This window comes from Microbacterium terricola, from assembly GCF_027943945.1.
In the GTDB taxonomy this organism is placed as follows: domain Bacteria; phylum Actinomycetota; class Actinomycetes; order Actinomycetales; family Microbacteriaceae; genus Microbacterium; species Microbacterium terricola.
In genome coordinates this window covers 1415729-1432899 of the sequence record NZ_AP027141.1, presented here as the reverse complement: position 1 = coordinate 1432899, position 17171 = coordinate 1415729, and the positions used below count along the sequence as shown (strand labels likewise).

Below are 17171 nucleotides of genomic sequence, written 5' to 3'. Positions count from 1 at the left end.
GTCCGTGTCGATCGCACCCGCCTGGATCGTGGTCGGGCGTACGGACGGGGCGATCGACGCTGCCGCATTGACCGCCGACGGCGACGAGCTGTCGCGCGAGCGGATCGACGAGGCGGACTGGGCCGCGTGGGTCGCCGAGCGGGAACACGCCTCCCCGCGCTGGGTGTGGAGCGACGCGGTTCGCTGGCAGCCCGGACTGCTCGCCTCCGGCGTGCGCGTCGCCCGGTGCCACGACCTGAGACTGTGCCACGCCATCCTGCGCCACAGCGCGTGGGTCGCCGACGCCACGGCGCTCGGCGCGCACGCCGAATGGACGACCGCGCCCGTCGAGGAGCGCAAGGTCGAGGGCGCGGCGCTGTTCGAGTGGGAGGAGCCAACCACGGCGCCGGCCGGGCCTCCTGACGACCTCGCGTCGACCCTCGAGGAGTTCGCCCGCCAGCGCGACGCCGTCGCCGGCGCGGCGGACGCCGGCCGGCTGCGGCTGCTGCTCGCGGCCGAGTCGGCCGGTGCGCTTATCGCCGGCGAGCTCCGGGCGGCGGGGCTCCCGTGGGACGAAGGCGTGCACGACACTCTCCTGCGGGGGGCGCTCGGGGAGCGGCCGGCCGGGGGAGGCGCCCCGACCCGGATGGCGGCCCTCGCGACCGAGGTCCGCGCCCTGCTCGGCGATCCCGCCCTGAGCCTCGACTCTCAGCCGAAGCTGCTGCGCGGCCTGCACCGTGCGGGCGTGCTGGTCGAATCCACGAGCCGATGGGAGCTGCGCGAGCACCAGCATCCCGCCATCGCCCCGCTGCTCGAGTACAAGAAGCTCGCGCGCCTGCTCACGGCGAACGGCTGGAACTGGCTCGAGGAGTGGGTCGACCAGGGCAGGTTCCGCCCGGTGTACATCCCCGGCGGCGTCGTGACGGGCCGCTGGGCGTCGTCCGGCGGAGGCGCCCTGCAGCTGCCGCGGCAGCTGCGCCCCGCGGTGCGCGCCGACCCCGGATGGCGGCTCGTCGTCGCCGATGTCGCCCAGCTCGAGCCGCGGGTCCTGGCCGCGATGGCACAGGACTCCGCACTCGCGGCGGCGGCCCGCGGGCGCGACCTCTACGCGGGCATCGTCGACACCGGCACGGTCGCGACACGGGACGAGGCGAAGGTCGCCCTCCTCGGCGCGATGTACGGCGCGACAACCGGCGACAGCGGAAGGCTCGTGCCGCGGCTGCGCCGCACCTTCCCGCGGGCGATGGGGCTGGTCGACGCCGCCGCGGAGACGGGCGAACGAGGCGGCGTGGTCACCACCTGGCTCGGCCGCAGCTCACCCGCGCCCTCCGCCGGCTGGCTGGAGGCCCAGGCCGCGGCCAGTCAACCCGGCGCCGCGCCGGCCGAGGAGACGCGCGCGCGACGCTGGGCGCGCGACCGCGGCCGCTTCACCCGCAACTTCGTGGTGCAGGGGACCGCAGCCGAATGGGCGCTCGCGTGGCTCGCCGACCTGCGCACCCGCCTCGCCCAGCTGCCGCCAGTCGACGTGGACGCCGCCGCCCCGCGATCGGGGCCGGTGTTCCAGCAGCGCCCCCATCTGGCGATGTTCCTCCACGACGAGGTGATCGTGCACACGCCGGCCGCCCTCGCCGCCGCGGTGGCCGACGCGGCACGGGAGGCGGCAGCATCCGCGACCCGGCTGCTGTTCGGCGACATCCCGCTCGACTTCCCCCTGGATCTGCGGATCGCCGAGACCGCCGCGAAGGGCTGAGTCAGCCGCAGGCGACCTCGACACCCGTCTGCACCTCGGGGGTGGAGATGAGCGGGGTGTGCAGCAGCGTGGGCTCGATCGAGCCGGGCTCGGCAGTGGTGAAGCGGAACGTGGTGGCCTTGGTCTCGCCGGGGGACACCTCGACCCTGACCAGGCTGGTCGGCACGCCATCGTCGTCGACATCCGCCGACAGAGCGGGCTCGCCCTCGGTGCGGACGCCGCCGAAGAAGCTTCCGGGCGGGGCGGCGACGGCGATGTCCGTCGCGATCACGCCCGCCTCGACGCCGTACCGTCCGCCGCCGTTCATGATCTCGGGCAGGCCCGCCGCGTCAGCGGGGGCGGTGCTGGTGAGCGTCACGGTGATCATCGCGTCGCTGCGACCGTCCTCCCGGCATGTCGCCGCGCCCGCGCTCAGCGCGACCTTCAGGTAGCTGTCCATCTTGGCGCCGGTCGCGTCGTTCAGGTACACCGCGAACGCGTCGTCGCCGGCCAGCCTGTGGCGGGCGAGCGGCCCACCGAGGGCCGTGCCCGCAAGCTCGTCCTCGTCGGCGGGGTCCGCGCTCCACAGCGCGACCCTGCCGTCGGCGACCGACGCCGCCAGCGCACGCCCCCACACGAGCGGCTCGACGCCACGGGCGAGGAGCTGCTCGAACAGCGCCCGCGTCGCGGTGCGCTGGAAGGCCGTCTGCGCGCGGCCGTCCATGGTCAGGTACGGCTCCACCAGGAGCCGATGGACGACGTTGTCCTCGGTCATGGGCGTGCCGTCGGCGAGGTCGACCGGGCCGGTCGCCTTGAGGAGCGCACGCACGACGAGCGGATCGAGCGAGAGGACGGCGTCGGGCGCCGTCCCGGTTCTGGTCGCCCACCAGGCGGACGCCAGTCGTGCCGTCACGGCGTAGTCCGAGACCATCGACACGTTCTGGACGTAGCGCCCGACGTCGTCGCCGAACAGCGCGACCGCGGCAGCAGGCACCTCGGCGATCGGGCTGCGGGTACGGGGGAAGTTGCTCGAGTCGGCCTGATCGACGATCTCGACCCGGCCGTCCACCGCCTTCAGGAGCACGAAAGAGCCCGTGACACCGCCGCCCGAGCGCAGCTCGGCGTTGTTCTGGAGCAGGACGAGGATCGTCCGCTCGCCGTCTGCGCCGAGCAGGCCCGGCAGCACCGAGGCCACCGCGGACAGCTCGTGGGCGGTCGGCGACGCCGTGGTCACGACCTCGCGAACCCGCTCGACGCCGCCGGCCACGGGAGTGAGCAGGACCGAGGTGTCGATCGCGCCGAGCGCCGCCGCGGAGTCGTCCAGCGTCGCGGCGGCCTGCTCCGCCACCGGTCGCGCGGTCTCGAGGAGGGCGATGTCGACCAGGTCGCCGTCCGGCGCGCTCACCTCCGCGTCGCCGAGCAGGCCGACCAGGGGACTGACCGCGTTCCGGCTCAGCTCGTCGAGCTCCACCGCGACCGTGCGGACCGCCGTGAAGTTCGCCCCGAGCACGGGAATGGCCTCGAGCACTCCCCAGGTGGGGTCGGTGACGGCCTGCGCCGCATCGTCCGAGGCGGCTCCGAGTTCATCTGCGACGGCGCGGAGGCGGACGACGTCACCCGCGCCCACCGCATCCGACGCCTCCGCAGCGGTCGCGGGCAGGTCACCGAGTGCCTGCTGGGCCACCCATGCCCGTGACCCCGCCCAGGCGAACGCCGCCAGCAGCGCGATCAGCAGGGCGGCGCAGATCAGGACGATCGTGCGGATGCCGGATGCTGTGCGTCGCCCGACGCCCGTGCTCACCGGTTGGCGCGACGCGGACGAGCCAGGAACAGCGCACCGCCGATGAGGGCGATCACGGCTCCGAATGCGGCCACTCCGACGACCGGGAAGTCCGTGCCCGTGGCGGGCAGCGTCTCACCGTCCGACGACAGCTCCGGTCCCGTCGCACAGTACGGCGACGCGGGCGGGTACGACAGCGCCACCGGGATCTCCGGGTTGACCTGCAGCTCCGCAGTGATGTCGCCGCGCGTCCACGCGAAGTTCCCGTCGGTCTCGACCCACGCCCCATCGACGAAGGCCCAGCCCGGCCAGCCGGTCGGGTTGCCCGCGTCATCGGTCGACGCGCCGGGCCAGAGCACCCGGCCGGAGAGCCTGTTGTTCACGAGCTCGCCGAGTTCGATCGTGGTGCTGTTGGTGCCGTCGGTGATGACGAGTCGGGCCGTATGACTGGTCGACTTGTCGTCCGGATCGTTCAGCTCCACGGTGAAGCCGATCCACGGGACGTCGCCGTCGCAGATGCCGGTGACCGTCGACCCGGCGAGCGTCGGCTCTGTCGGCTCTTCGCCGGGGTAGTCGTCGGCGGCGTAAGCCCCGGCCGACCCCGTGAGAGTGATGATGGCTGCTAGTGCGAGCACGCCGAAAAACTTACGCATGGTTCCCCCCAAGCGTCGGTTCCGGCGCCAACTCCCCAGCGGGCGTCCGTCCGACAGGGGCGACGATAGCGCATTCCGCTCGATTGCGGAACGGGGACACACCGATTCGTCGTTCGGAGGCAGGTAGGCTCGGTCACGCGAATGGGTCGGCTGGACGGTCGCGTGGCGGGTTTCCCGCACCGAGGAACGTCCGGGCTCCACAGGGCAGGGCGGTGGGTAACACCCACCCGGAGCGATCCGCGAGACAGTGCCACAGAGAGAAGACCGCCGCCGGCCGCAGGGCCGGAGGTAAGGGTGAAAGGGCGGTGTAAGAGACCACCGGGGTCGTGGTGACACGACCCGCAAGGTAAACCTCGCCCGGAGCAAGGCCAGACAGGGGATGATGACGCGGCCCGCCGAGTCCCCGGGTAGGCCGCTGGAGCGGCACGGCAACGTGTCGCCGAGAGAGATGACCGTCTATGGGGCGTCAGCCCCGGGACAGAACCCGGCGTACAGGCCGGCCCATTCGCCTCAGTCGGCCGAGAGCGCCGCAGCCCCGATGATGCCCGCGTTGTTGCGGTGCACCGCGGGGACGATCGGCGTCTTCAGCTCCAGCATCGGCAGGAACTCGTCCGCGTGCTTGGACACGCCGCCGCCGACGACGAACAGGTCGGGGCTGAAGAGGAACTCGATGTGGCTGTAGTACCACTGCAGGCGCTTCGCCCACTTGTGCCAGGTGAGGTCCTCGCGCTCCATCGCGGAGTAGGCGGCATACGCCTCAGCGTCTTTGCCGTGCTTGGCGCGCTGGACGTGGCCGAGTTCGCTGTTGGGCACGAGGACGCCGTCGTAGATCATCGCCGACCCGATTCCGGTGCCGAGCGTCGTGAGGATCGTGAGGCCCTTCTGGCCGCGCGCCGCGCCGTAGCGCACCTCCGCGATGCCCGCGACGTCCGCGTCGTTGGCGAAGTGGATGTCGCGTCCGAGGCCCTGCTCGAAGAAGTCCTCCGCGGCGAAATCGATCCACTTGTCGGAGACGTTCGCCGCCGACAGCGTTCGGCCGCCCTTCACGATCGCCGGGAAGGCGACGCCGAGCGGAACCGACGCGTCGTCGGCCACGCCCAGCCGATCGAGCACCTCGCGGACCGCGCCGATGACGTCGTCGGGCTCAGCGCCTGCGGGCGTCGAGACCTTGACCCGATCGCTGATCAGAACGCCCTCCGCGAGGTCGACCACACCCGCCTTGATGCCGGTTCCGCCGATGTCCACTCCGACTGCGCGCGCGCCTTCCGATGCCATGGGGCCAGCCTATCCAGCACCGAGCCGTCGATCAGTAGGATCGAAGCATCCGACCCTGCGTGGGCTCGGCTTCGACAGGAGACGCGGTGACGAGCGACAGCGAGAAGTACTGGTACAACCTGTCCACCGGTCAGGTGGAGAAGGGCTTCGCGTCACCCGCAGTGGATCGCGCAGGCCCGTTCGACACCGCCGAGGAGGCTGCGAAGGCTCCCGACATCCTTCGTGAGCGCTCGCGCGCGTGGGCGGACGACGACGCACAAGAGGATGCCTGGGGCACCGCGACCGATGAGAAAGGGGAGTGATGGACAAGCAGCGTGACTTCGTCCTGCGCACGATCGAGGAGCGCGGGGTCAAGTTCGTGCGGCTGTGGTTCACCGATGTGATCGGGACCCTCAAGTCGGTCGCGATCGCCCCTGCCGAGGTCGAGGGCGCGTTCACCGAGGGGATCGGCTTCGACGGCTCCGCCATCGAAGGCCTCACCCGCTCGTACGAGTCGGACCTGCTCGCCCACCCGGACCCCACCACCTTCCAGACGCTTCCGTGGCGCGGCGAGATCGACCCGACCGCCCGCATGTTCTGCGACATCACGACCCCCGACGGCCAGCCGGCCGTCGCCGACCCGCGCCACGTCCTCAAGCGCACGCTCGCGAAGGCCGCGGACGCCGGGTTCACGTTCTACACGCACCCCGAGATCGAGTTCTACCTGCTCAAGTCCTCCGCCTACGGTCCGGACGGCCCAGAGCCCGTGGACTCCGCCGGCTACTTCGACAACGTCCCCGGCGGCACGGCGCACGACTTCCGTCGTCGCTCGGTGCGGATGCTGGAGGACCTCGGCATCTCGGTCGAGTACAGCCACCACGAGGGCGGACCCGGCCAGAACGAGATCGACCTCCGGTACGCCGACGCACTGGCGACGGCGGACAACATCATGACCTTCCGGACCGTCATCAAGGAGGTGGCGATCGAGCAGGGCGTCTACGCGACTTTCATGCCGAAGCCCCTCAGCGGCAAGCCGGGCAGCGGCATGCACACGCACATGTCCCTGTTCGAGGGCGACGTCAACGCCTTCTACGAGGAGGGTGCGCAGTACCAGCTCTCCCGCGTCGGCCGCCAGTTCATCGCGGGTCTGCTCAAGCACGCCAGCGAGATCGCGGCCGTCACCAACCAGTTCGTCAACTCGTACAAGCGCCTCTGGGGCGGCGACGAGGCGCCGAGCTTCATCACGTGGGGACACAACAACCGTTCCGCCCTCGTGCGCGTGCCGATGTACAAGCCGAGCAAGGGCCAGTCGTCCCGCGTCGAGTACCGGGCGCTGGACTCCGCCGCCAACCCGTATCTCGCCTACGCACTCATGCTGGCCGCGGGCCTCAAGGGCATCGAGGAGGGCTACGAGCTGCCTCCGGAGGCCGAGGACAACGTGTGGTCGCTGACCGACGCCGAGCGCCGCGCACTCGGCTATGCGCCGCTTCCGGCGAGCCTCGACCACGCGCTGGAGTTCATGGAGGAGTCCGAGCTCGTCGCCGAGACGCTGGGCGAGCAGGTGTTCAACTACGTGCTGCTCAACAAGCGCCGCGAGTGGCAGGAGTACCGGTCGCAGGTGACCCCGTTCGAGCTGAAGAGCAACCTCGAGATGCTCTGATGCCCGCCAGGCGACGATGAGCGAACGGTCCTCCGCCCTCACCGGTCTCGCCCGGCTGGGGTTCGGCGACCTGACCGGCGCGGACGCGCTGCTCACCGAGCTGGAAGGCGTCCTCGGGGTCTCCCGCGACGAGCTCACCGCGGACGTGGCCGTCGCCGCGGACCCCGATGCGGCGCTCGTGGCCATCGAGCGCGTCGCCCGACGCGACGCCGGCGCCGTCGCCGCAGCGATCCGGGAGCCCACGAGCCGTCGCACGCTGTGGGCGCTGCTGGGTGCCTCGAGCGGGTTCGGCGACTTCTACCTGCGGCATCCGGAGGAGCTCGCCGATCTCACGAGCGCCGGCACGGTCCTCCCTGAACCGGGCCAGCTCACCGCCGAGCTCCTCGATTCCGTAGGTGCCTACGAGGGCTTCGCGGCGCGGGCGGACGATTCCGCGTGGGTCGCGCTGCGGGTGCGCTACCGGCGCATGCTGGCGCGGATCGCCGCATTCGATCTGCTCAGCGAGGCGCCGGAGGAGGTCGTGCCCGTCGTGGCGGCGCGATTGGCGGATGCCGCCGGTGCCGCGCTCGAGGCCTCGCTCGCGGTGGCACGGACCCGCGTGTCGAGCGGGGGAGCGGGCACCGGGCTGTTCCCGCGCGAGCAGGTCGCGGCGACCCAGCTCGCGATCATCGGCATGGGCAAGACCGGGGCGCGCGAGCTGAACTACGTCAGCGACGTCGACATCATCTTCGTCGGCGGCGCACCGGATGACGCGATCGAGGAGGCCGGTGAGAGCCGCTTCATCGACATCGCCACCCGTCTGGCCGTGCAGACGATGCGCGGGCTGTCCGAGGTCGAGGTGGAGCCGCCGCTGTGGGAGGTCGATGCGAACCTGCGCCCGGAGGGGAAGCAGGGGGCCCTCGTGCGGACGCTCGACTCGCACCTGTCGTACTACGACCGCTGGGCGAAGAGCTGGGAGTTCCAGGCGCTGCTGAAGGCGCGGCCGATCGCCGGAGATCCCGAGCTCGGCGCCGCGTACGTGGCCGCCGTCCAGCCGAAGATCTGGTCCAGCTCGGCGCGGGAGAACTTCGTCGACAGCGTCCAGCGCATGCGCGAGCGCGTCACCGAGCACATCCCGCCGGACGAGGTCGCCTTCCAGATCAAGCTCGGCCCCGGCGGCATCCGCGACATCGAGTTCACGGTGCAGCTGCTGCAGCTCGTCCACGGGATGTCCGACGAGGGCATCCGCCAGCGCGGCACGCTCGACGCGCTCGACGCGCTCGTCGCCGAGGGGTACATCGGACGCAGCGACGCCGCGGCCTTCGCACGCGACTACCGCATCCTCCGCCTGCTCGAGCACCGCGGGCAGCTGCGGCAGCTGCGCCGCACCCATCTGATGCCCTCGCGGCAGGAGGACCTCCGGGTGCTGGCCAGGTCCACACGCCTCGCCGACTCCGGCCCCGCGATCTGGGGTCTCTGGGAGTCGGTCAAGCGGGAGGTGCGCGACATCCACGTCCGCATCTTCTACCGTCCGCTGCTGTCGGCGGTCGCGGCCCTCCCGGCCGAGGAGCGCGCGCTGTCCACCGCCCAGGCCCACGACCGTCTGGCCGCCATCGGGTTCACGGACCCCGCGGGGGCGCTGCGGCACATCGCCGCCCTCACCAGCGGCATCAGCCGCAAGGCGACCATCCAGCGGCACCTGATGCCCGTGATGATCCGGTGGTTCGCCGACGGCGTCGACCCGGACTACGGGCTGCTCGCGTTCCGGCGGATCAGCGAACGCCTCGGCGACACGCCATGGTTCCTGCGGATGCTGCGCGACTCGTCCGCGGCGGCCGAGAGTCTCACGCACGTGCTGTCCGGCTCGCGCTACGTCGGTGAGCTGATGGAGTGGACGCCCGAGTCGGTCGCCTGGCTGGACGATCCGGAGGCGCTGCGCCCGCGCAAGGGCACCGTCCTGCAGGAGGAGGCCAGGGCCATCCAGTCGCGGCACGACTCGACGGCCGACACGATGCGCGCCGTCAGGGCGCTGCGCCGGCGGGAGCTGCTCCGCACGGCCATGTCGGCGCTGCTGACCGACCTGACGATCGAAGGCGTCGCCGCATCCCTCACGACGATCACCGAGGTGACCATCCAGGCGACGCTGCGGGCGGTCCGCCGGGAGATCGTGCCGCCGGAGGACTCCGCGCTGGACTTCTCGGTGATCGCGATGGGCCGCTTCGGGGGCGCGGAGCTCGGCTTCGGATCCGACGCGGACGTGATGTACGTCTACCGGGCCAACGGTCTTGACCCCCAGCGCGCGAACGACCTCGCTCTGCAGCTCGTGGCGGGCCTGCGCACGCACTCGGAGGACCACAGGGTGCCGCTCGACCTCGACGCCGACCTCCGGCCGGAGGGTCGCAACGGCCCGTTGGCCCGATCGCTCGACTCGTACGCCGAGTACTACCGCCGGTGGTCGCTGTCGTGGGAGGCGCAGGCCCTGCTGCGCGCGCGAGGGGTCGCAGGCAGCGTGAAGCTCATCCGTGCCTTCACCGCGCTGGCGGACGACGTGCGGTATCCGGCTCAGGTGCAGGAGCAGGGCCTCCGCGAGATCAAGCGCATCAAGGCGAGGGTCGAGAACGAGCGGCTGCCGCAGGGCGCCGACCCCACGAGGCACCTCAAGCTCGGGCCCGGCACGCTGAGCGACGTGGAATGGCTCGTGCAGCTGCTCCAGCTCGAGCACGCGGCGCAGGTGCCAGGGCTGCGGACGACCTCGACGATGGACGCCCTGCGGGCCGCAGAGACGGCCGCACTGGTGCCCGCGGAGTCGGCCGACCTGCTGGCGGAGGCCTGGCGGCTGGCGAGCAGGCTGCGCTCGGCCAACACGCTGCTGTCCGGTCAGACCAGCGACGTGCTGCCCAGCGACCGCATGCGGCTGGACGGCATCGGCCGCCTACTGGGCTACCCGCCGCGCTCGGCGAGCCAGGTCGAGGAGGATTACCTGCGGACCACGCGCCGCGCCCGCCGCATCTTCGAGAAGCTGTTCTACGGCTGACGCGCCGACCGGGAAGCAAGAAGGGGACCCCGTTCCCGGGATCCCCTTCTGCGTCTGCGGTGCTGGTTACGAACGCCGAGGAGCGTGACGGTCGGCTAGCCCTGGAGGCTCGCTGACAATCCTTCGTCCATGCGATGACGGCCTTGAGGACGACGGCGGCGCGTAGGGTTGATCCACGAATCTCGACCGGAAGGCCCCGTAATGAGAGTCACATCGCTCATCGCATCGTGCGCGTGTATCGCGCTGGCGGGCGCGCTCATCGCGGCGGTCCCGGCGGCAGCCGCACCGACGATCCAGTCGAAGGCGCAGGTCCCCGTGGGCACAACGGTCGACGCTGGCTACGTCGACGTCGACGGCGACGGCAAGAAGGACAAAGTCGCCGTCAAGAAGGTCGCCGCGAACAAGTACAGAGTCGCCGTCCGAACGGCGACGCAGCAGACGGACTCCACGACGATCACATCGACGATCGAACAGAAGGGTTGGGCCGTCCTGGCGGATGCTGCCAGGCTCGATGACGCAAGTGGCCACGAGCTCATGTTCGTCGCCAGCTCACGCGACATTTCGGGCGGCATGGCCCTTTCGTACGTCGTACTCACGTGGCGCAAGGGCGCGCTCACGCGCGAGGCGACGCCGTATCCGCGTGACAACGCGTCTGGAAACAACTACCACTGGCGCATATCGGGGCCGACGCAGGATGAGGACAGTCTGGCGACGGATGAGGACATTCTGGGGACGGCGACGGAAACGAACGGCTACATCTTCTACTCGAAGGACGGCACGCGGTATGTGCAGCGGTACCAGACTCGGCTGGCTACCGACTCGCAGTGGACGGCAAAGTTCACCACGTCCACGTGGAGCGCGTCCGGGTGGGTGATGTCTTCGGAGAAGACGAAGACGCTTACCCCGAGACAGGTGTTCAACTCGTACCCCGGGGGCTGGGACGGAATCGGGATCTACGACGTCGACTAGATCCCCCGTACGAGTGGACCAAGCCTGAGGTGCCCATCACCATTGACCCGAAGCCGTCTCGGCGCGTTCGTGCGTGGGTGCGATTCGGGGACACCCCCGTCCGGGTCGCCCCGCGCGCATCGAGAAGGCCCCCTCCGTGACAGTCACGGAGGGGGCCTTCTCTGCGCGGTAGCCGAAGACAGGCTCGTTTCGCGAGCTCGACCGGACTATGGGCGTCCTGAGGAGGTCGCAAAGACCTGATTAGGCACTAAATTCCAGGTCAGACCCCGAAGTACAGCTCGTACTCGAACGGGTGCGGGCGTGCCGCGATCGGCTTGATCTCGTTCTCGATCTTGTACTCGATCCACGTCTCGATGAGCTCGGGCGTGAACACGTTGCCGCGCGTCAGGAACTCGTTGTCCGCGCGCAGCGCCTCGAGCGAGTCCAGCAGCGAGTTCGGCACCTGCGGGATGTTCTTGGCCTCCTCGGGCGGCAGCTCGTAGAGGTCCTTGTCCACGGGCTCGTGCGGCTCGATGCGGTTCAGGATGCCGTCGAGGCCCGCCATCATCTGCGCCGCGAAGGCGAGGTACGGGTTGCCCGAGGCGTCCGGCGCGCGGAACTCGATGCGCTTGGCCTTGGGGTTCGTGCCCGTGATCGGGATACGGATGGCCGCCGAGCGGTTTCCGGCCGAGTAGACCAGGTTGACCGGGGCCTCGTAGCCCTTGACCAGGCGCTTGTACGAGTTGATCGTCGGGTTGGTGAACGCGAGGACCGCGGGCGCGTGCGCGAGCAGGCCGCCGATGTACCAGCGGGCGGTGTCGGAGAGGCCGCCGTAGCCCTGCTCGTCGTAGAACAGCGGCTTGCCGTCGAGCCACAGCGACTGGTGCGTGTGCATGCCGGAGCCGTTGTCGCCGAAGAGCGGCTTGGGCATGAAGGTCGCGACCTTGCCCCACTGCTCTGCGGTGTTCTTGACGATGTACTTGAACTTCAGGATGTCGTCCGCCGAGTGCACCATCGTGTCGAAGCGGTAGTTGATCTCCTGCTGGCCGCCGGTGCCCACCTCGTGGTGCGAGCGCTCGAGGACGAAGCCGGCCTCGATGAGCTTGAGCGTGATGTCGTCACGGAGATCGGCCGTCTTGTCGACCGGGCTCACCGGGAAGTAGCCGCCCTTGTACGGGGTCTTGTTGGCGAGGTTGCCGCCCTCTTCGACGCGGCCGGTGTTCCATGCGCCCTCTTCGGAGTCGACGCTGTAGAAGCTGGAGTTCTGCTTCACCTCGTAGCGGACGTCATCGAAGATGTAGAACTCCGCCTCGGGGGCGAAGAACGCGGTGTCGGCGATGCCGGTCGAGGCGAGGTACTTCTCCGCCTTCTTCGCGACCTGGCGCGGGTCCTTGTGGTAGATCTCCCCGGTGCGCGGGTTGTAGATGTCGAAGATCATGATGAGGGTCTTCGCCTCGCGGAACTGATCGATGTACGCGGTGGTGACATCGGGGATCAGCTGCATGTCGGACTCGTGGATGTTGGCGAATCCGCGGATCGAGGAGCCGTCGAAGAGCTGGCCGACGGTGAAGAACTCCTCATCGACGGTGGCAGCGGGGATGTTGAAGTGCTGCTGGACACCGGGAAGATCCGTGAAGCGGATGTCGAGGAACTTGACGTCCTCGTCCTTGATGAACGCGAGCACCTCGGATGAATCTTTGAACATGGAGTCTCCAAGATCGGGTGAGGAACGGCCACCTCGAGGGGGCTTGACCTGCACGCTATCGGGAGGGCATTGCCCGGCAGTGACGCAAATGTTTCCGGGATGTTACGCGCGCACCAGCACGGTGCCGGCGAGCTTGTCGTGCAGGCCGCGCTGGTCGGCATCCCAGATCACCGCGGGGATCACGATCAGCAGCAGCAGGGTGCGGATGATGGGCCGCATCAGGCCGACCCAGCCGCCGCTCACGAGCTGCAGGCGCAGACCGAAGATGCGGTGCCCCGGGCTCCCGCCGATCGTGGGGATGAACACCAGATGCAGGATCGCGAAGACGAGCAGCGGGGAGAAGAGCGTGAGCCCCGCCTCCGACGGCAGCGCGAACTGGTCGTACCCGAGGAACGCCGTCGCGATGAGCGAGGCGGCGATGTAGTCGACGATCAGGCCGCCGGCCCTGCGGCCGAAGCGCGCGACCGAGCCGCTGCCGGTGGCGGGCAGACCGAGGCGCTCGCCCGGGTAGGCGTTGTCCGTCGAGGTCATGTCAGCGCGGGCGCGGTGCGCGCACCCTGGAGGGGTCGATGCCCTTCGGGATGGGCAGGGAGGCGAGCGACTGCGACACCGAGTCGACCCGCTTGATGACCGCAGCCATCGTGGTGCGGTCGATCTTCTTCGGCAGCGCCTTGATCGTGGGCGCCAGCTTCGAGATCGGCACATCATCGTCGCCGTGTCCGACGTAGAGCACCGTCACGGGCACCCCGGAGGCCACTCGCTGCGCCTTCGAGCGCTCGTCGTTGATCAGGCGGGTGAGCCGGCCGCGTGAGCCCTCGCCGACGATGACGACGCCTCCGCGCCCGATGGCGCGGTAGACCGCCTCCTGCGTCTTCGGGTTGATGCCGACCGGCATGTCGGAGCCCTGCCAGTGGCGCCCGAGCGCGGTGGACATGATGTGACCGGCGGCCCCCGGCATCCCGTCGAGCTTGCGGTACATCGCCAGCGTCGACAGTCGTGTCATCGTCATGAGCGAGCCCAGGACGCCCGCCATGAGGCCCGTGACGCCCCACAGGATGACGCTCCAGACCGCAACGGGCGGGACCAGGAATCCGATGCCGACGCCGGCGGCGATCCCGGCGAGCAGGATGCCCGCCAGCAGGAACGGCAGCCAGCGGTATGCCTCGTGCGTGAACGTGTAGAGGGACCGGATCTGCGAGAAGAAGCCGGGGCGCTTCTCCGGCGCGGTACTGCGAGCTGCCATACCCCCCAGCCTACCCACTTGTCGCCCTCGCGCCTGCTCCTCCCCACGGTCTCCCGGCACGCCCGAGTGCCCGGATCGGCGCGGAACGCGCCCGCGACACGCAGCGTGCGCGAGCCTACGAGGATGATGTCGACAGCGCCGACCGGCGCGGACGTGCTCACGGGCGTCCTCCGTCACGTCCGGCGGATGGATGCTGCGGAGGCGCCGTGGCCGGGAGTGCTCGTGCGCACGGCCGACGGCACCCTGCGCCTCCGCGTCGACGCATCCGACCTCGGCGCGGACTGGACGGGATGGGGCTGCACAGAGGCGGAGCACCTGCTCGCGCCGATCGACGTGCTGCGGACGCCGGAGGGACACTGCGTCCTGCTGCCGGTGTGCACCGAGCGCCTCGACGCCTTCCTCGACAGGCGGCAGGACGCCCCGTTGTCCGCGGGGGAGGCCGTCACCCTCGCGGTCAGCGTGCTGCGCGGCGCGAGAGAGGCCGGCGCCGACACGATCGGCCAGTGGTGGCTCACGGACGGCGGGCGCCCCGTGCTGGCCACCGACGTCGGCGACAGCCCCGCCCTCACGGTGACCGCCGATCTCCTCCGGCGGCTGGCGGACGATGCGGGCGACGAGGGTGCTCTCGACGCCGCGGCTCGCGCCCTGCGAGACGACCCGTTCGCGCGTGTGGCGTGGGACGCGCTCGAGGCCGAGCTCTTCGCTCAGTCCGAGCCGCGCGCGCTGGGCGTCGCAGGCCCGAGCTCCGGCTCGGGCGACCGGTGGCGCTCGGACGAACCGGCGGAGGTCGCCCGCGCCGGCGGATGGCTCGCCGGTGCGATCGCCCGTCACGTCGACGGCGAGCTGGCCGACATGGTCTCTCGGGCGACGACCGGGCTGTGGCGCCGACTGCGGCCTGCTCCCGGCAGCCCTCGAGGACGTCGCCGCGGCGCCTGGGTGGCCGCCGCGGCCGCGTGCGGCGTCGTCCTGGCCGTGGGGATGCTGTGGCCGGCCGAGCCGGACGCGGGGGAGCCGGCGACGGCAGCTCCGACGGGGAATGCGGCGCAGCCCTCCGTGACCGCCACCCCGCGCCCGCCCGACGCCGCGCCGAGCGCGGTCGCGTCCACGGACGGCGACCTGGATGCCGCGGGCGACGCCGTGCTGACCGCACGCACCGCGTGTGCGGGCGAGGCCAGCTGCCTGAGCGCCGTGGTCGAGGACCCCTCACGCACGTTTCCCGCGGGGGTGACGGACCTTCCCGCGGATCAGCGGGAGATCACCCTGCTGGACTCCTTCGGCGGTGCCGCCGTGCTCCGCGTCGATGCCCGTGCGCGGAAGACGGCATCTCAGCTCATCGTGCTCGTCGCCAGGGACGGAAAATGGCTGCTCCGCGACGTCCACGACGTCGCGGAGCAGCCATGATCACGGGCTGCGCAGCCTCAGATGCCGAGGTTGCCCTGGAAGTCGGCCGCCTCGAGGCGGGCCTTGACCGCACCGAGGAAGCGCGCAGCATCCGCACCGTCGACGATGCGGTGATCGTACGACAGCGCGAGGTACACGTACGAGCGGATACCGATGGCGTCGACGCCGTCGACCTTCACGACACCGGGCTCCTTGACGACCGCGCCGGTGCCGAGGATCGCCGACTGCGGCAGGAACACCACAGGCGTGTCGAACAGGGCGCCGCGCGAACCGGTGTTGGTCACCGTGAAGGTGCCGCCGGCGAGCTCGTCGGGCTTCAGCTTGTTCTCGCGCGTGCGTGCGGCCAGGTCGGCGATCTCACCCGAGATCTCGGCGAGCGTCTTGGTGCCCGCGTCGCGGAGGACCGGCGTGAGCAGTCCGCGCTCCGTGTCGACCGCGATCGAGATGTTCTCGGTCTGCGGGTACACGATGTTCGTGCCGTCGACCGTCGCGTTCACGACGGGGTAGGCCTGGAGGGCCTCGGCCGCGGCGAGCACGAAGAACGGCAGGAACGACAGCTTGCCGCCCGTCTTGGCGACGAAGTCGGACTGCACCGCGGTGCGGTAGCCGGCCACCTTCGTGACGTCGACCTTCACGACGGTCGTGAGCTGTGCGGTCTGCTGCATCGAGGCGACAGCGCGCTCGGCGAGGACCTTGCGCAGGCGGGAGAACGGCTGCGTCGTGCCGCGCAGCGGCGACACCTCGAGCGGTGCGGGAGCCGGAGCGGCCGGTGCGGCTGCGGGCGCGGCCGGCGCCTTCGCCGCCTCGGCGGCCTTCAGCACGTCCTCCTTGCGGATGCGTCCGCCGACGCCGGTGCCGGTCACGGTGCCGAGGTCGACACCCTGCTGCTGAGCCAGGCGGCGCACCAGCGGGGTGACGTACGCGACGTCCTCACCGACGGCGGCTGCGGCAGCAGCGGCCGGAGCAGCGGCAGGAGCCGGAGCGGCAGCGGCAGCGGCAGGAGCAGCAGCGGCCGGAGCCGGAGCTGCGGGAGCCGGGGCGGCGGGCGCCGGAGCCTCGGCCGCGGGAGCAGGCGTCTCCGCCGGCGCCTCAGCCGCCGGGGCGGCAGGAGTCTCGGCCGCGGGTGCGGCGCTGTCGCCGATGCGCGCGAGCGCTGCACCGACCTCGACGGTCTCGTCCTCGCCGACCAGGATGGCCTGGAGCACGCCCGCGAAGGGCGACGGGATCTCGGTGTCGACCTTGTCGGTGGAGATCTCCAGCAGCGGCTCATCGACCTCGACGCTGTCGCCGACGGCCTTGAGCCAGCGGGTCACGGTGCCCTCGGTCACGCTCTCGCCGAGTTCGGGGAGGACGACGTCCTTGCCCTCGCCGCTCGCCGCGGGCTGGGCCTCGGCCGCAGGTGCCTCCGCAGCAGGCTGCTCGGCAGCGGGCTGCTCGGCGGGGGCCTCAGCGGCAGGAGCCTCAGCGGGCTGCTCAGCGGGGGCCTCCGCGGCCGCACCCGAGCCGTCGCCGATCTTCGCCAGGACGGCGCCGACCTCGACGGTCTCGTCCTCCTGCACGAGGATCTCTTCGATCACGCCGCTGACGGGCGAGGGAATCTCGGTGTCGACCTTGTCGGTGGAGATCTCGAGGAGTCCCTCGTCCTCCTGAACGGTGTCGCCGACCTGCTTGAGCCAGCGGGTGACCGTACCCTCGGTGACGCTCTCGCCGAGCGCGGGGAGGACCACGGAAGTGCTCATGGACTTGTCTCCTTCAAGATTCGATGTCTGTGTCTAGCTTAGTGATGCGCGGAGCCGGGGGTGTCTG

The 17171-nt window shown here is 70.8% G+C and carries 13 protein-coding genes and 1 other RNA gene; 7 read left to right on the top strand and 7 right to left on the bottom strand.

From position 1 onward, the window contains the following. Positions 1-4 precede the first annotated feature (4 nt). Positions 5-1729 (top strand): bifunctional 3'-5' exonuclease/DNA polymerase, encoded by a 1725-nt coding sequence (locus tag Microterr_RS06710; protein WP_263795441.1) that lies wholly within the window; start codon positions 5-7, stop codon positions 1727-1729. A 1-nt stretch (position 1730) separates the two neighbouring features. On the opposite strand, the gene Microterr_RS06705 is transcribed toward Microterr_RS06710, so the two are convergent. After that, complete coding sequence (locus Microterr_RS06705) at positions 1731-3509, bottom strand: DUF4012 domain-containing protein (protein ID WP_263795442.1); 1779 nt, start codon at positions 3507-3509, stop codon at positions 1731-1733. Further along, positions 3506-4141 (bottom strand): LPXTG cell wall anchor domain-containing protein, encoded by a 636-nt coding sequence (locus tag Microterr_RS06700; RefSeq protein ID WP_263795443.1) that lies wholly within the window; start codon positions 4139-4141, stop codon positions 3506-3508. Before Microterr_RS06700 ends, Microterr_RS06705 begins: the two co-directional genes overlap by 4 nt. Positions 4142-4283: 142 nt before the next feature. Here Microterr_RS06700 and rnpB point away from each other — a divergent pair. Next, positions 4284-4649: RNase P RNA component class A (gene rnpB / locus Microterr_RS06695), an RNA gene on the top strand. A 2-nt stretch (positions 4650-4651) separates the two neighbouring features. Here rnpB and ppgK read toward each other — a convergent pair. Continuing rightward, on the bottom strand, positions 4652-5416 hold the full coding sequence (gene ppgK, locus Microterr_RS06690) for a polyphosphate--glucose phosphotransferase (RefSeq protein WP_263795444.1): 765 nt from the start codon (positions 5414-5416) through the stop codon (positions 4652-4654). 86 nt (positions 5417-5502) lie between these two features. On the opposite strand from ppgK, the gene Microterr_RS06685 reads away from it, so the two are divergent. The 4 genes from Microterr_RS06685 (at position 5503) to Microterr_RS06670 (ending at position 11037) form a co-directional block, all read left to right on the top strand. Continuing rightward, entirely contained in the window at positions 5503-5718 is a 216-nt protein-coding gene (locus Microterr_RS06685) for an SPOR domain-containing protein (RefSeq protein ID WP_263795445.1), read from the top strand. Next, positions 5718-7055: a type I glutamate--ammonia ligase gene (gene glnA / locus Microterr_RS06680; RefSeq protein ID WP_263795446.1), complete on the top strand. Its 1338-nt coding sequence runs from the start codon at positions 5718-5720 to the stop codon at positions 7053-7055. The genes Microterr_RS06685 and glnA (Microterr_RS06680) overlap by 1 nt, the downstream gene beginning before the upstream one ends. Before the next feature lie 16 nt (positions 7056-7071). Continuing rightward, complete coding sequence (locus Microterr_RS06675) at positions 7072-10068, top strand: bifunctional [glutamine synthetase] adenylyltransferase/[glutamine synthetase]-adenylyl-L-tyrosine phosphorylase (protein ID WP_263795447.1); 2997 nt, start codon at positions 7072-7074, stop codon at positions 10066-10068. Between the two features lie 201 nt (positions 10069-10269). Then, positions 10270-11037, top strand: a complete 768-nt coding sequence (locus tag Microterr_RS06670; protein WP_263795448.1) for a hypothetical protein — start codon at positions 10270-10272, stop codon at positions 11035-11037. 259 nt (positions 11038-11296) lie between these two features. On the opposite strand, the gene glnA (Microterr_RS06665) is transcribed toward Microterr_RS06670, so the two are convergent. From glnA (Microterr_RS06665) to Microterr_RS06655, 3 genes are all read right to left on the bottom strand, one after another. After that, positions 11297-12721 carry a type I glutamate--ammonia ligase gene (gene glnA, locus Microterr_RS06665; protein WP_263795449.1) on the bottom strand — a complete coding sequence of 475 codons (1425 nt, stop codon included), beginning with the start codon at positions 12719-12721 and terminating at the stop codon, positions 11297-11299. A 102-nt stretch (positions 12722-12823) separates the two neighbouring features. Next, entirely contained in the window at positions 12824-13252 is a 429-nt protein-coding gene (locus Microterr_RS06660) for an RDD family protein (RefSeq protein ID WP_263795450.1), read from the bottom strand. Position 13253: 1 nt separating this feature from the next. After that, positions 13254-13964, bottom strand: coding sequence for a DUF4191 domain-containing protein (locus Microterr_RS06655; RefSeq protein WP_263795451.1), 711 nt, complete (start codon positions 13962-13964; stop codon positions 13254-13256). Between the two features lie 123 nt (positions 13965-14087). Here Microterr_RS06655 and Microterr_RS06650 point away from each other — a divergent pair, with 123 nt between their 5' ends. Beyond that, a complete protein-coding gene (locus tag Microterr_RS06650; RefSeq protein ID WP_263795452.1) occupies positions 14088-15365 on the top strand; it encodes a hypothetical protein in 1278 nt (425 codons plus the stop codon). Positions 15366-15382: 17 nt separating this feature from the next. Here Microterr_RS06650 and sucB read toward each other — a convergent pair whose 3' ends face one another. Next, entirely contained in the window at positions 15383-17104 is a 1722-nt protein-coding gene (gene sucB, locus Microterr_RS06645) for a 2-oxoglutarate dehydrogenase, E2 component, dihydrolipoamide succinyltransferase (RefSeq protein WP_263795453.1), read from the bottom strand. Positions 17105-17171 lie beyond the last annotated feature (67 nt).

Excerpts from the sequence above, each read along its gene's own strand:
- glnA (WP_263795449.1), bottom strand. The coding sequence starts at position 12,721 with ATGTTCAAAGATTCATCCGAGGTGCTCGCGTTCATCAAGGACGAGGAC.
- Microterr_RS06655 (WP_263795451.1), bottom strand. The coding sequence starts at position 13,964 with ATGGCAGCTCGCAGTACCGCGCCGGAGAAGCGCCCCGGCTTCTTCTCG.
- Microterr_RS06660 (WP_263795450.1), bottom strand. The coding sequence starts at position 13,252 with ATGACCTCGACGGACAACGCCTACCCGGGCGAGCGCCTCGGTCTGCCC.
- Microterr_RS06675 (WP_263795447.1), top strand. The coding sequence starts at position 7,072 with ATGAGCGAACGGTCCTCCGCCCTCACCGGTCTCGCCCGGCTGGGGTTC.
- sucB (WP_263795453.1), bottom strand. The coding sequence starts at position 17,104 with ATGAGCACTTCCGTGGTCCTCCCCGCGCTCGGCGAGAGCGTCACCGAG.
- Microterr_RS06700 (WP_263795443.1), bottom strand. The coding sequence starts at position 4,141 with ATGCGTAAGTTTTTCGGCGTGCTCGCACTAGCAGCCATCATCACTCTC.
- Microterr_RS06670 (WP_263795448.1), top strand. The coding sequence starts at position 10,270 with ATGAGAGTCACATCGCTCATCGCATCGTGCGCGTGTATCGCGCTGGCG.
- Microterr_RS06650 (WP_263795452.1), top strand. The coding sequence starts at position 14,088 with ATGATGTCGACAGCGCCGACCGGCGCGGACGTGCTCACGGGCGTCCTC.
- glnA (WP_263795446.1), top strand. The coding sequence starts at position 5,718 with ATGGACAAGCAGCGTGACTTCGTCCTGCGCACGATCGAGGAGCGCGGG.
- ppgK (WP_263795444.1), bottom strand. The coding sequence starts at position 5,416 with ATGGCATCGGAAGGCGCGCGCGCAGTCGGAGTGGACATCGGCGGAACC.